General features: G+C 67.0%; 11 protein-coding genes. 5 read left to right on the forward strand and 6 right to left on the reverse strand.

All coding sequences use genetic code 11. The features are described from left to right. Positions 1-51: 51 nt before the first annotated feature. The gene (locus tag KOR34_RS19810; protein WP_146567467.1) at positions 52-1686 is read right to left on the reverse strand and encodes a DUF1549 and DUF1553 domain-containing protein; all 1635 of its coding nucleotides are present in this window, start codon (positions 1684-1686) and stop codon (positions 52-54) included. Between the two features lie 617 nt (positions 1687-2303). Here KOR34_RS19810 and KOR34_RS26875 point away from each other — a divergent pair. From KOR34_RS26875 to sdhA, 4 genes are all read left to right on the forward strand, one after another. Next, entirely contained in the window at positions 2304-2453 is a 150-nt protein-coding gene (locus KOR34_RS26875; RefSeq protein ID WP_197531611.1) for a hypothetical protein, read from the forward strand. Positions 2454-2621: 168 nt separating this feature from the next. Then, positions 2622-2909 carry a hypothetical protein gene (locus KOR34_RS19815; protein ID WP_146567469.1) on the forward strand — a complete coding sequence of 96 codons (288 nt, stop codon included), beginning with the start codon at positions 2622-2624 and terminating at the stop codon, positions 2907-2909. Positions 2910-3193: 284 nt separating this feature from the next. Further along, positions 3194-4024 (forward strand): succinate dehydrogenase cytochrome b558 subunit, encoded by an 831-nt coding sequence (locus tag KOR34_RS19820; protein WP_146567471.1) that lies wholly within the window; start codon positions 3194-3196, stop codon positions 4022-4024. 103 nt (positions 4025-4127) lie between these two features. Continuing rightward, positions 4128-6110: a succinate dehydrogenase flavoprotein subunit gene (gene sdhA / locus KOR34_RS19825; RefSeq protein WP_146567473.1), complete on the forward strand. Its 1983-nt coding sequence runs from the start codon at positions 4128-4130 to the stop codon at positions 6108-6110. Between the two features lie 535 nt (positions 6111-6645). On the opposite strand, the gene KOR34_RS19830 is transcribed toward sdhA, so the two are convergent. The 3 genes from KOR34_RS19830 to KOR34_RS19840 form a co-directional block, all read right to left on the reverse strand. Then, positions 6646-7434, reverse strand: coding sequence for a hypothetical protein (locus tag KOR34_RS19830; protein WP_146567474.1), 789 nt, complete (start codon positions 7432-7434; stop codon positions 6646-6648). A gap of 197 nt (positions 7435-7631) precedes the next feature. Then, positions 7632-9167, reverse strand: coding sequence for an arylsulfatase (locus tag KOR34_RS19835; protein WP_146567476.1), 1536 nt, complete (start codon positions 9165-9167; stop codon positions 7632-7634). A 77-nt stretch (positions 9168-9244) separates the two neighbouring features. Further along, the gene (locus KOR34_RS19840; RefSeq protein WP_146567478.1) at positions 9245-10318 is read right to left on the reverse strand and encodes a DUF1570 domain-containing protein; all 1074 of its coding nucleotides are present in this window, start codon (positions 10316-10318) and stop codon (positions 9245-9247) included. Positions 10319-10491: 173 nt separating this feature from the next. On the opposite strand from KOR34_RS19840, the gene KOR34_RS19845 reads away from it, so the two are divergent. Further along, entirely contained in the window at positions 10492-11853 is a 1362-nt protein-coding gene (locus tag KOR34_RS19845; protein ID WP_146567480.1) for a hypothetical protein, read from the forward strand. A 586-nt stretch (positions 11854-12439) separates the two neighbouring features. Here the strand turns inward: KOR34_RS19845 and KOR34_RS19850 are convergent. Together KOR34_RS19850 and KOR34_RS19855 are read right to left on the reverse strand one after the other, a co-directional pair. After that, entirely contained in the window at positions 12440-13189 is a 750-nt protein-coding gene (locus tag KOR34_RS19850; protein ID WP_146567482.1) for a ribonuclease E inhibitor RraB, read from the reverse strand. Between the two features lie 94 nt (positions 13190-13283). Next, entirely contained in the window at positions 13284-13853 is a 570-nt protein-coding gene (locus KOR34_RS19855) for a hypothetical protein (protein WP_146567483.1), read from the reverse strand. Positions 13854-13938 lie beyond the last annotated feature (85 nt).

Below are 13938 nucleotides of genomic sequence, written 5' to 3' on the forward strand. Positions count from 1 at the left end.
GGTGAGTGGGGTGAGCGCGCCCGGCGCCCTCTGCTACGACTCAAACAATCACTAGTGATTCAAAATAAACTCGTTGGTGTTCAGCAGCGCCCACCAGACGTCCTGTAGCGCGGCGGGCACGTCGCCGCCGCGGGCGGCCAGGATCTTGTTGCTGATGGCCAGCTCGTCGCGGTCCGGTTCGCGGGCGAGGGCGGTCAGGTAGAGCTGCTCGATCTTCTGAGGGTTGCTCAGCGAGTTGTTCATCGCGACGTCGTGCAGGAAGCTGCCCGGCTTGCACTCGGTGGCGCTGCGGATCAGCCCCCCGTTCATCATCATCAAGGCCTGCGGGATGGAGCCGTTGAACGTGGTCGCCTCGCCGTTTTCGTCGTTGCCGAAGGCGGTGTTGAACTGCGCCAGCCAGCGCTGCTTGCGTTCTTCACGCTCGGCGTAGCTGAGGCTCTCGTCCGCCTTGGTGGCCACGAGCAGCGACTCGTACAGTTGCTCGGCCTGCATCTGCCGCAGGTAGAAGTGGCTGAATTTGGGACGCGCGCCCAGCGAAGGGTCGTCCGACGCGTTGTCGCGTGTGGTGCGGCTGCTGAGCGCGTAAGGCTCGGATAAAACCATCCACCGCATCAGCTGCTTCACGTCGAAGCTGGTGGATCGGAAGTCCGTGGCTAGCGCGTCGAGCAGGTCGGGGTGCGAGGCCGTGTTGTGGGGGCCCATGTCGTCGACCGGCTTGGTAAAGCCGTAGCCGAAGAAGTGCGACCACATCCGGTTGACCATCGCCCGCGGGAACAGGTCCGACGCAGCGATCAGGTCGGCCAGTTCCTCGCGGCGGTTGATGTCTGACAGGTAGCCGCTGTCGCCGAAGTCCTCGCCCTGGTCCGCGTGCAGGCTCACCAGCGAGGTGCCGTCGACAAACACCGGGTAGGCGACCTTCAGCTTGCCGTTGCGGAGCTCGTAGTACAGCTCGGCCTTGGCAGGGTCGCCCCCCTCGCCGGCGAAGTCGCGGTCGACAATCCGCGCGTAGCGGCTGTTGTCGTTGCCGCGGTTCCGCAGCACCCGCGTCTGCCGGAAGAATGCGTTCATCTCCCAGAACTGGTTCTGCTTGTACTCGTTGAATGGGTGGTTGTGGCACTGCGTGCACTGGACGGCCATTCCGAGGAAGATCTGCGAGGTCTTGGCGGTGGCCTGCACGCCGTTCTCGGCCATCTTGTCGGCCAGGAAGTTGGCGGCGCCGTTGTAGTCGTCGTCGCCGGGGCGGCAGCTGCCGGTGGCGGTCACCAGCTCGCGCATCACCTGGTCGTACGGCTTGTTCTTCTGGAACGAACGCCGCAGGTACTGCTGCATTCCTTCGCGATTGACCAGCGAGTTGTTGTCCACCCCGCCGGTGCGACCCACTAGCAGGTTGGTCCACACCGTAGTCCAGTTGCGAGCGAACTCGGCCAGGTACTCGTCGCCCAGCAGGCGGTCGACCAGCCCAACCCGCTTGTCCTTGGAGCGGTCGCGGCGGTACTCGTCGAGCTCAGCGACCGTTGGGATCCGACCGATGAGGTCTAGGTAGACGCGTCGGCACCACTCCTCGTCGGTCGCCCGCTTGGAAGGCGATACGCCCGCGTCCTGCCAAGCCGCCTCGATGCGTTGGTCTATCAGCCGAGACTGCGTTGGGATGGGGTCGGGGGCTGCCTCGCGGGTTGCCGCGTGCAAGGCGGGAGAGAGTGTTAACGAAGCGACCGCGGGTCCCAGAACCAAGAGCAATGAGGCCGTGGGTTGTCGATGCACTGCGTTCGACCCGTTAGAGAGTAGGAGGAGCAACCGCTGCCGGAGCAAGCCGGCCGCCACTCCCTGACGCCCGACCCAGCAGCACTCTGAATCGTACCCGGCTATACCAGCCAAAGCGAAGTCTTCTCCTGTCCGTTGCGGGTAAAACGACGGACCATCTGAGTAGATTCGCCGGCCGATTGCCGGTTTCTTGCGATCCGAAAAGAAATCGGACGATTTCTCTCAGATCGGGTTTGGGCGGGGTTCCGACCCACCCAAAAGGTGTTTTATTTCGCAACATATGTTGCGTTTTGAAACACCCAAAACGCAACAGGCGAGCCGCAACTGACTATGAAGTCGAGTGTGCGGCTCGCCTTGAAAGTTTGGAACCACTCAGAGGATTGGCAGCTCGGGGAGGGACAAGCTGCCCGTAACCTCTTCTCGTTCCATGGGTTCCAACTTCGGGTTGCGTCTTCCTCTGCCTCTTCTTCTTCTCTTCCGACCCCTCGTTCTCTGTTCCGGCCCCGGTCGATGCCTCTTCGTCCGTAGCCAAGGGTCGTCTGATGCCTAAAGACATACGCAAGCAGTGTGCCAAAACACAACTGCACACTCCCGAAGATCCGCATCTTCAGCAACTGCACGTCATCGGTGTGACGTCAATTGATATCGGGGCGATGACACTCATCCGGCATTCCCACGGCATGATCACGTGACCGTAATGTCATTAAAACGTTTATGGCAAACACTTTACGACCCGATGTGCCGGATCCGGCACGCCGCTCGCTCTTAGATATGGCCAGCAAGAGGGTCGCCGCGGGCTGCGACATCCTTCCAATGAGTCCGGACGCCTTTCCCGTGGGGCGTCGTTAGGGAGAGCAACGATGTTCAAGAAAATCGCCATCGCCGTCGCGTTTGCCGGGGCACTGACTGTAGGGAGCCTAGCCACTACCGAGGCCCAGGCGTGGCACCACCGCCACTACCATGGCCCCCCCGGCGGCTACTACGGCGCACACAACGTGCAGCGGATCTACCACCACGGACCGTACGCCCACCGGTCTCACATCCGGTCGGTGTACTACGGTGGACCGCGGTACTACGGGCCCCGCTACGGAGCACGCTACGGGGGCTACTACGGCGGACCCGCCGTGCGGCTATCGATCGGCTTCTAGCCGCTAGTCGGAAAATCTGAGATGACGCACCGGGCGGGGGCCTTACAGCCCCACGCCCGGTTGTTTTTGGCCACCGATCGTGCCTTTATTCGACAACGTCGACGGTACCCGGAACCGCTTGTCACCCCCACCTCAGGCTCTATACTGTTCGTGCCTAAGGCGTTTGGCAGTAAGCAATTGCCGCCCCGAAGGGGTCCAATGGGAACGCCGTTGTCGCGGCCGGGACTCTACCGCCCGCCGCGGTTTCTCCGGGTGTTGTTCTGTCTCTTGGTGGGAGCACATTGGTGGCTGATTCTTCGTTGTCGTTTCTCCAGCGCCATGAGTTCCTGATCCGACGGCTGCACTCGCTCTCGGGCCTTGTCCCGGTGGGCGCCTACATGTGCGTCCACCTGCTGACGAACGCCAGCATCCTGAACAGCGCCGAGACGTTCCAGAACAACGTCTACACGATCCACTCGCTGGACAAGGCGCTGCCAATTGTGGAGTGGCTGTTCATCTTCCTGCCGATCATCTTCCACGCCGTGATCGGCGTGGTGATCATCAAGGGGGGGCTGCCGAACAACAGCAACTACAAGTACGGCCCCAACTGGCGGTACACCCTCCAGCGGGCGACCGGCATGATCGCCTTCGTGTTCATCTTCCTGCACGTGTTCCACCTGCACGGCTGGTTCCACGGCGAGGCGTGGCTGGAGTTTGCCCGGTCGGTCGGTGGCGCCAGCTTCAGCCCATTCAACGCGGCCAGCACGCTGAAGGTGGCGATGAGCGGCTTCGTGGTGCCGGTGCTGTACGCCATCGGCGTACTTTCGTGCGTGTTCCACCTGGCCAACGGCATCTGGACGATGGGCATCACCTGGGGCGCGTGGACCACTCCCAAGGCGCAGCAGACGGCGCTGGGCATCTGCTCCGGGTTCGGCGTGCTGCTGGCGATCGTCGGCATGAGCGCGCTGTGGGGCGCCGCGAACCCCGAGACCTACACCGGCGAGACCTCGGTCGAGGCGATCCGCGAAGTCGAGGATCAGATGTACGAGGCCCGGGTCGAGATGGGCATGGTCGGCCCCAACGAGCACAAGCGTTACCACGAAGTGGTGAAAGAGACCGAGCAAACCGAAGAGTAGCAGCCCCCGCGGCCGCCCGACCGGCCCGCCAATCGCTGAACACGGCGGCCACCCCGCGGGGGGCGGCCGCCGTCGCCCTGATGCTGAGAAGGAAGATTCTGATATGGCAGAGCAACGCGTCCTTGTTGTCGGCGGCGGACTGGCCGGGCTGGCGGCCACCATGAAGCTGGCCGAACTCGGCATCAAGGTCGACCTCATGAGCCTGACGCCGGTGAAGCGGTCGCACAGCGTCTGCGCGCAGGGCGGCATCAACAGCGTCAACGACCTGACCCGGCAGCAGGGCGACAACGAGTGGAAGCACCTGGACGACACCGTCTACGGCGGCGACTTCCTGCAGCACCAGCCGCCGGTCAAGGAGATGGCCTACTGGGCCCCGCGGATCATCAACCTGCTGGACCGCCTGGGCGTCCCCTTCAACCGCACCGAAGAGGGCTCGCGCGACCAACGCCGCTTCGGCGGCACGCTCTACAAGCGCACCGCGTTCGCCGGCGCCACCACCGGGCAGCAGCTGCTCTACGCGCTGGACGAGCAGGTCCGCCGCTGGGAGGTCGAGGGCCTGGTCACCAAGTACGAGGGGTGGGACTTCCTCCGCCCCGTGGTGGACGACAACGGCCACTGCCGCGGCGCCGTCGCGCAGAACCTGGTCACGATGGAGATCCGCTCGTTCCGCGCCGACGCGGTGGTGCTGGCCTCAGGGGGCTGCGGCCTGATCTACGGCCGCAGCACGATGAGCATGGCCTGCAACGGCGGCGCGGTGAGCCGCGCCCTGCAGCACGGCGCCCGCTACGGCAACGGCGAGTTCATCCAGGTGCACCCCACCGCCATCCCGGGCGCCGACAAGCTGCGGCTGATGAGCGAGTCCGCCCGCGGCGAGGGCGGCCGCGTCTGGGTGCCGCGCAAGCCTCAGGACCCGCGCCCGCCGCGGGACATCCCGGAGGGCGACCGCTACTACTTCCTGGAGGAGCGGTATCCGACCTACGGCAACCTGGTGCCCCGCGACATCGCCACCCGCGAGATCTTCAACGTCTGCGTGAACGAGGGGCTGAGCGTCGAGGGCGACAAGCAGTGCGTATACCTCGACCTGACGCACATCGAGCGGAGCGAGCTGGACCGCAAGCTGGGCGGCATCCTCAACATCTACGAGAAGTTCACCGGCGAGAACCCGCGTGACCTCCCGATGAAGATCTTCCCCGCGGTGCACTACTCGATGGGCGGCCTGTGGGCCGACTACGCCCGCACCACCGACGGCGGGCTGGACCCCAGCAACCCGCGCAACCAGCAGACCGACGTCCCCGGCCTGTACGCCATCGGCGAGTGCGACTACCAGTACCACGGCGGCAACCGCCTGGGCGCCAACTCGCTGCTGTCGTGCATCTTCACCGGCCTGTTCGTCGGCCCTTGCATCGAGAGCCACCTGAATTCGCTGAAGGGCTCCGCCGGCGACGAGCGGTTCGACTCGCTGCTGGCCGGCGCCAAGTCGGCCGAAGAGTCGATCGAGAAGGAGATGATCTCCGGCAGCGAGCCGGGCGGGGAGAACCCCTACCTGATCCACCAGGAGCTCGGCCTGGAGATGACCAAGGCCGCCACCGTGGTCCGCGACAACGACCAGCTCACCGCCGCCATCGGCAAGGTGAACGAACTCTGCGAGCGGGCCAAGAACTGCTCGCTGTCGGACACCGGCGCGTGGACCAACCAGAACATCACCTACACCCGCGCCCTGCGGGACATGTTCCCGGTCGCCAAGGCGATCCTCAAGGGGGCCTTGGCCCGCGACGAGTGCCGCGGCGCCCACTACAAGCCGGCCTTCACCATGCCCGGCGTCGAGGCCGATGACCCGGCCGAGCGCCGCCGCCAGGCCGAGGCCTGGTGCGACGCCTTCGAGGCCAAGAACGACAAGTGGCTCAAGAGCACGGTCGCCACGTTCGACGCCAGCGGCGAGCCGACCCTCAGCTACGAGGAGGTCGACACGTCGCTCATCCCGCCGCGTCCCCGCCTGTACGGGCTCGTAGGCGCCGAGGTGATCGAAGAGGTATGGAAGGAGCGGCAGAAGGCCAAAGACGCCGCGAAGCAGCCGGCCGCGGTCTAATCGGCAGAGCGGCCTTTAGTAGCCGACGGATTACATCCGTCGGACTGCCCCGCTTGCGAACGCCAACAACGGGTTCTCCGACGGATGTAGTCCGTCGGCTCAGGGTACGCACTCTCAGTGAGAACCATGGCCGCCAGTGACGATGAGAACCCGTACCGGTCACCGCGTACCGTCGCCGAAGCGGAGCCACTTTTCTACTGGGGCTGGCGATCCATCCCCGAGCTCCGCGACCTGTCGCGGAAGGATCGGGGTCGGGTTTGGCGTCGATGCGCCCTTAAAGGCTTTCGCCACTGGCAGGTCTGGGCCGCTTGGGCGGCAATGGTCGCGGTCATGATCGGAATCCCGAATGCCGCTACGAAATTGGTAGGCCGCGGAGCATTCGCACCGGTGATTATCGCGAGTGTGATTTGCGGAGGGCTAGGAGGCTGGCTGTTTGGTCAGGTACTCGTCCGCTGCGTACGGCCATATCTCGCCGATGAGATCGCGAAGCGAGAATCGGCCGTAAGTTAACTTTTGGCCTTCAGCCAAGTAGCGGCTACGACGCCTTCTTGGCCCCGCCCTGCATCGCTACCTGCTGGTCGCTTTCGTTGCAGGGCTCGCAGTTGATGTAGTAGTAGACGTCGCGGTACTGGACGACAGGCTTCAAGTAGTACAGCTTGACCTTCGCCTTGCAGGGGTAGAGCTGCTTGACGGTTTTGGTGCCGCGGGTCTCGATGCAGCGGCCGTCGGCGCACTCCTTGTCGGTGAAGCACTTCTCGCTGACAAAGCACTTCTGCACCACCGCGTCGGTCGTGTAGTGCTCCTTTACGTAGCCCAGGCAGGGCTCCTTCACGCACACCACGCAGTCCTGGTCGATGTCCGGGTGCGTCGGCTTCTGGAACGACCGCCACACCTTGCACGCCTCGCCCGGGCTCTTGCCGTGGCAGGTGCAGTCCAGGCACGAGGGCGGCACGGCCAGCTCCTCGATCCAGCCGTGGGGCTCGTCATCGCAGAGGGGCAGCCAGGGGTTCTGGATGCTGTTGTACTGCACCAGCCGCGAGGCCTCTTCCTCGGTCGGCTCGGCGGCGGACGGGAGGTCGGAGTCGTCCTGCTCGTCGATCGCCGGCGCGGCGAGCTCCTCCACGGCGCCGCCCTCGGAGTCGTCCGTGCCGCGCCCGCGGGGGCCCGGGTCGGTGAACAGGTCGTCCGGCTGCTCAACCTCCGGCTCGCCCATCTCCGGGCCGCCCATCAGGCCTGGGGGCAGCGGCTGCGCCAGCGCGGCGCCGCTCCACAGACCACACACGAGGACAACCGACAACAGCAGGCGGGTGGGGGAAATCAACATAGCAGGCTCCGGTCCGGCGGGGGCTCGCGGCGCTTGGGGGAGGTTGCGTCCGGGCAACACTCGCCGCCCGGCGCTGTTGCGAAAACGCAACACCCCAACCGTGCGCGACGCCGGGGCAAAAGCAAACGCCTGGGCAAGAGATTCCGCCTCGCGGGCGCCGGGCGAGGGTGGCGGCGCCGGTCCTGCCGGTTGTGCCGCTACGCGTCCGGGCTCTGCGGGTCTGGGCTCTGGTCGGTGGTCTGCCGGTCGTAGATGGGCAGCGGGAAGTCGGGCTCGATGGTCCGGGTCGCCAAGTAGGCCCGCTCGAGCTCCTCGACGATCTCCGGGCGGTCGGCGGCCAGGTTGTGCGCCTCCTGCGGGTCGTCCGCCAGGTTGTAGAGCTCCCACTCCTTGGGCTGCTTGCGCTTCAGGTCCCGCCGCAGGGCCTTCCAGTCGCCCTGGCGGACCGCGACCATGCCGCCGTAGCCTCCGAACTCCCAGATCAGCGGCGCGCCCCGCTCGGGCGCGGTCCCGCCCCGCAGCAGCGGAGCGAGGTCGATCCCATCGAGCGGCTGTTCGGCTTCCGCCGGCGCCGACGCGACCGAGGCGAGCGTCGGGAACCAGTCGGCAAAGTAGCTGGGCAGGTCGGTCGTCGCGCCCGCGGGCGTCACGCCGGGCCAGCGGACGATGCAGGGCGACCGCAGCCCGCCCTCGTAGACCGAACCCTTGTAGCCCCGCAGCCCGCCGGTGGATTCGAAGAACCCGCACGCCGCCCCGCCGGTGAAGAACCGCGGGTCGCCGCCCGGCATGGTCGGGCCGTTGTCGGAGGTGAACACCACCAGCGTGTTATCGGCCAGGCCGAGCTTGTCGAGCTCCGCCAGCACCACGCCGACGTGGTCGTCCAGGTGCGAGATCATCGCCGCGTACGCCGCGCGGGGGCGGGGGTGGGGCAGGTAGCCGTTCTCGCCCCGGTACGGGCCGTGGCCGGCGTCCCATTCCTCGGGGTAGCGGTCGACCCACTCCTGCGGCGGGTGCATGGCGAGGTGCGGCTCGACAAACGGCAGGTACAGGAAGAAGGGCTTTGATCCGCGGTTGCGGAGGAACTTGACCGCCTGGTTGAGGATCATGTCGGGGGCGTAGTTCTCTGCGCGGTAGTCGTCGGCCAGCACCTCCCCCTCGGGCTTCCGGTCGCGGCCCGGGATGGGATAGTTGTTGATCCGCACCTCACGCTCGTTGCTGTCGAGGAACAGCGGGAAGTAGCTGTGGGCGTTGCGTTGGCAGTTGTAGCCGTAGAAGCGGTCGAATCCCTTCTTGATTGGCGAACCGCTCGTGTTCGCCGGGCCGAGGCCCCACTTGCCGAACGCGCCGGTCGCGTAGCCCTGGCAGCGCAGCAGCTGGGCGATGGTGGTCACGTCCGACGTGAGCGGCCACTGCCCGGGGAAGACCCGCCCGCTGCCGGCGTCGCGGTTGTCGCGGACCTCGGCGTGGGCGCCGTGCTGGCCGGTCATCAGCACGCAGCGGGCCGGCGCGCAGACCGGCGCTCCGGAGTAGTGCTGCGTGAAGCGGAGCCCCTCGGCCGCCAGGCGGTCGATGTGGGGCGTGCGGATCTTCTGCTGGCCGTAGCAGCCCGCCTCGCCGTAGCCGAGGTCGTCCGCCATGATGAACACGATGTTCGGCGGCGTTTTGGCGGCCAGCGCGGCGGAGGACAGGAACAGCAGCAGCGCGGAAACGGCCAGTTCGGTGCGGTTGGTCATCACGGCGGCTCGGCTCGAGGAGGTGGCGTGAGCCTAGAGCATGAGCCAACCGCCGCCAGCGATCAACCTTTTTAACCTTACAGCTTCGCGACCCACCGCAAGAAGTTGGCCTGCAGCACGTCGAGGTCTTCGCCGAAGGCGTCGGTGAAGTACGCCACCCGCTCGGCCGCCGAGAAGGCGCTGTAGACCGGCCGGTCGGCGGTGGCGCGCAGGTGGCGGGTGTAGTCGCGGGGGCGGGTCTCGCTGAGGTAAAACGACAGCGCCCACGCCTGCGCGTACGCGGCCCCTGTATTGCGCTTGAACGGCTGGTCGGACGCCACGAACTCGCGGAGCGTGAACGGCGGCTTCTTGTCCGTGGCGTGCCGGCGGAACTCGCGCAGGTAGCCGTAGTTGACGCGGTTGGCCCGCTGGTCCGACCCGCTGGGCCGCCACACTCCGCGGGCCTCGAACAGCGTGGCCAGGCCCTCGGGCACCCAGTAGGGCGGCGGGCTGGTGCGGCTGTGCACGCCCAGGTTGAAGGCCACCTGGTGGGTCGCCTCGTGGATGATGGTCGACGAGTTCTCCGTCCAGTCCTGGTCGGGGTCGCCGCCGGTGATGTCGTACAGGCAGACGCGGTTGGTGCCGTGGCTGTAGAAGCCCAGCGAGTTGGGCAGCAGCTTCGCGCCCGACTTGCGGACGTGCGACTCGTACTCCTGCTTGTTGCGGAACACGACCGCCACCAGCGGGAAGTCCGGCTGCCGCACGTGGAAACCACGCACGCGGATGTAGCTGACGAACGCGCCGTAGATCTGCTCGAACCGCTCGGTCCAGGCGCTCCGCTCGCCGCGCGGGTGGACCACCACGTAGTGCTGCGTGGTCGAGATGTCGAACCGGCGGTCGAACTCCTCGCGGAGCTGACGCGTCATCTCCTGCTCGTCGAACCCCTTGAACCGGGGCGCGGTGCGCTTGGCCTCCTTGGCCCGGCGGGGGTCGAACTCGTACAGCTGGCCGTCGCGTGACAGCAGCGTCATGACGCTGTCGGTCCAGTCGAGCGGCCGGCCCTCGATCCGCCGCCCGTCGACCACAGCGCTGAACATAAACTCCGCTGCCGCGGCCGGCGCGGTCAGCAGCAAGAAGCAGGCGAGTGCAGCCAGTGTTCGGGGCGACTTCATAGGATGAACCGGTTCCTCCAGGCGGCGGTCGCCGCGCGAAGCGCCCGTCCGAGCCGGGACGCATTGGGCCTTAAATCAAACCTAGCCCAGCTTTCGTCCGCCCGCGGACGACCCGGCGGGCCGTATCGATTAAACTGGCTGTCAGGAAACCCCTGGTCCTAGGATGCCACGCCATGACGCGCCGCCTGTGCCTGCTGATCCTCGCCGCTGCAGCGGCCGCCGCGCCCTGTGCCGCCCCCGCCCAGTCAACCGGGGCCGGCACGGCGACCGACGCGACCGCGGCGCCCCAGGCGGAGGGCCGGCTGGGCGAGGAGGTCGACGCGCTGGTCGGTGAGCTGATCGCCCCCAGCGCCGACGCCCGGGCCGACGCCCGCGAGCGGCTGCTGGAGCTGGCCGGGCCCACCGCCAAGCGGGCCGAGCGGGTGCTGGAGCTGCTGCCCAAAGCGGGCGAGACCATGCCGCCCGCGCTGGCCAACCAGCTGAACGACCTGCGCGTAGAGATTGAGAAGCGGGTGGCCGAGAGCGCGATCTCCGAGTCGCACGTCGCGCTGGACGTGGCCGACGCGCCGCTGGCCAAGGTGCTGGCCGCCATCGAGCTGCAAACCGACAACCGCCTGCTGGACAACCGCGAGCAGTTCGGCCAGCAGGCCGAGGCGCGGGTCGTCACCGCCACGTTCACCGGCCTGCCGTTCTGGGAGGCGGTCGACCTGGTGCTGGACCAGGCGGAGATGGACGTCTACGCGTACTCGGGCGACGACTCGCTGGCGCTGGTCAACCGCGACGAGGGCCGCGGCCCCCGCCTGGGCACCGCCAGCTACGCCGGGCCGTTCCGCGTCGAGGCGACCTCAATCACCGCCACCCGCAGCCTCCGCCAGCCGGACCAGAAGTCGATGAACGTCGAGCTGGAGGTGGCCTGGGAACCGCGGCTGCGGCCGATCGCGCTGTCCCAGAAGCTGTCTGAGGTGATCGCCACGAACGAGAACGGCGAGCGACTGCCGCTGCAGCAGCCCGGGCAGAGCATCGACCTGGAGCTCTCGTTCGGCAACCAGGCGACCGAGCTGCGGCTGCCGTTCCAGCTGCCGCCGCGCGACACAACCACCATCGCCACGCTCCGCGGCACGATGGAGGTGCTGGCGCCGGGCCGCGAGGCGGAGTTCCGCTTCGAGGACCTCAAGGCGGGCCGCCAGGCGATCACCAAACGCAACGGCGGCGTGACCGTCACGCTAGCCGGCGTGCAGAAGAACGGCGCCGTGTGGGAGGTGCACATGCGGCTGCGGCTGGACCAGCCCGGCGAGGCGCTGCGGTCGCACCGCGGCTGGGTGTTCGACAACAAGACGTTCCTGCTCGACGAGAACGGCGAGGAGATCGACCACGCTGGCTTCGAGACCACCCTGCAGACCGAGGAGGAGATCGGGCTCGCCTACCTGTTCGACCACGAGCCCGGCGTCGAGGGCCTGACCTGGGTCTACCGCACGCCGAGCAGCGTGCACCGGTTCCCGGTAGACTACGAGCTGAAGGACCTGGAGCTGCCGTAGGCGGATCGTGTGCCCTACGGCTTTCTCCGCTCTTACTCTTCCACCCAGCGAACTTCAAATCCGTGTTCTGCCACGGCTTGTACGATCGCATCCACTCGGTCGCCGGGAACGCCAATGAGCACCGGCGGACTGTATTTGCGAGCGAATTTCAGAATCGCGTAGTTTCGACTGCTGCTCGGCCGCCGCCCCACAATCTCAGCGAGCTCTCGCCAATTGCACACTGAAGGAGAGATCAGTGAGTACGGTGAAACGCCCACCGGTCCCCACGCCGCGACTCTATCGCTATCGATGGAGATACATCGGCGGATGTTGGGAGCGTCCAACAACGCAGGAACTCCGAGGATCGCGAGTACGATTCCGAGCGCGAGTGTGGGAGTGATCGGCGGCCCGTTGTCGTCGGACAACCCTACGACTACGAAACTCAGAGCCCAACCCGCAAGAACGATCCCTCTCGCGATCAAACCACCGCGGCCAATCTCTCGAAAGACGAACAGCGGCGGCTCCCAGAAAGAAGTGTGCACAATATCAACCCATTGGACAGCTGCCTGGGCGACCGTACTTGCGGCAGCCGCAGAGCGCGAGGCCACTACTCCTCTTCGCCGTCGCCCTCCACGCCGAACACCTCGATGAACTCCTCGCGGGAGTAGAACTGCACCGCCACGAGCTGGCCGCCGTGGGGCTCGGCGACCTGGGCCACCTTCTGCATTGTGGCCTGCAGAGCGGCCTCGTTGTTCGTGCCGGGGACGAACAGGCAGACGCCGCAGTCGCCCTCCTCGTCGCGCTCGTCGAACTGGTCGAAGTCGTCGAAGCCGGCGGCCGCCAGGTCGGCGGCGATCTTGTCGGTCTCCGGCACGTCGGGCGCCACGACCAGGATGGTCCAGGGCAGCTCGGCGTCGGGCTCTAGGCCGCTGTCGGTCAGCGCCCGCAGCCGCCAGGCGGCGTCCTCGGGGGCGAGCCACTCCAGCAGCGCCTGCTCGTCGACCGAGTCGTAGCAGTGCACGCCCTCGTAATCCAGGCCGCGGGCGGCGGCGACCGCGTCGACCCGCTGGGCGATCTCCTTCACCTGCTCGGCCGAGAGCGCGTCGACGCGGATCACACACATGATGGGGTCGCCCTTGCTGACGTTGCCCTCCTCGTCCTCCTCCTCAACGTGCTCGTGCAGGTGGATCGCGAACTCCTCCTCGAACTCGCTGGCGGCGTCCTCGAGGGCCTGGTAGTCGCTAGAGCGGACGATGTAGGTCCACTCCTTCTCGTCCTCCAGGTTGTGCCCGAGGTTCTCCGTCAGGTGCTCGAACAGCGCGTCGACGTCGAAGGCGAGGTTGGGTTCATCGGACATGGAGATTGCTTTCGGACAGGGAGGGGCAGCCGCCGGCCGCGCCAGCAACTCTTGAGGTCATTGTACCCGGCGGCGGTCACGCGCCACCGGGCGGTCAGCCGCCGGGGAAGGTGAGGTCCACCACCGGCGCGCCGCCGCTGCGGAGCTCGTCGAGCATGGCGGCGATGTCGGTGGGGTCGGTGGGGTCCAGGCCGCGGACCCCGGCCAGCACCTCGTCGGCGAGCTGCGGCTTGTCTTTCTTCTCCAGGCAGTAGGCCAGCCCGCGGGCGGCCTCGTAGAACGGCAGGTTGGCCGGCTGCCCGCCCGGCAGCGGCCCGGTGCAGCGGGCCCGCTTGAGCGCCTTCTGCCCGAGCTGGTAGGCGAAACCAAAGTGGCCGCGGGCGAGAGGAATGTCATTGTCCTGCTCGATCGCCACCAGGCCGGACAGCACGTGGGCGGCCATGAACTCGCTGCAGCCCGACAGCAGCCAGCGGAGCTCGTCCTGCGCGATGTCGAGCTCGCCGGCCTCGATCATCACGTTGACCTCTTCCAGGTCCTCGGCGCGGTCGCGGGCCTCGCGGGGGTGGACCAGCACCCAGTCGCCGCCGGCCAGCCGGCGGGCCGTGACTCCCTGATCGGGCCGGGCGGCGGGGCCCCGCTTCGGTTTGCCTTTTCGTTTCGCCATATCCGCCACAGCGTAGCCGCCGGCGGTCGGCTCGTCTAAGGGGCAGGACGCCGGGGCGCGGGTTCGAGGTGCGCCGCGCGCAGGT

The organism is Posidoniimonas corsicana, assembly GCF_007859765.1.
GTDB classification, from domain to species: Bacteria; Planctomycetota; Planctomycetia; order Pirellulales; family Lacipirellulaceae; genus Posidoniimonas; species Posidoniimonas corsicana.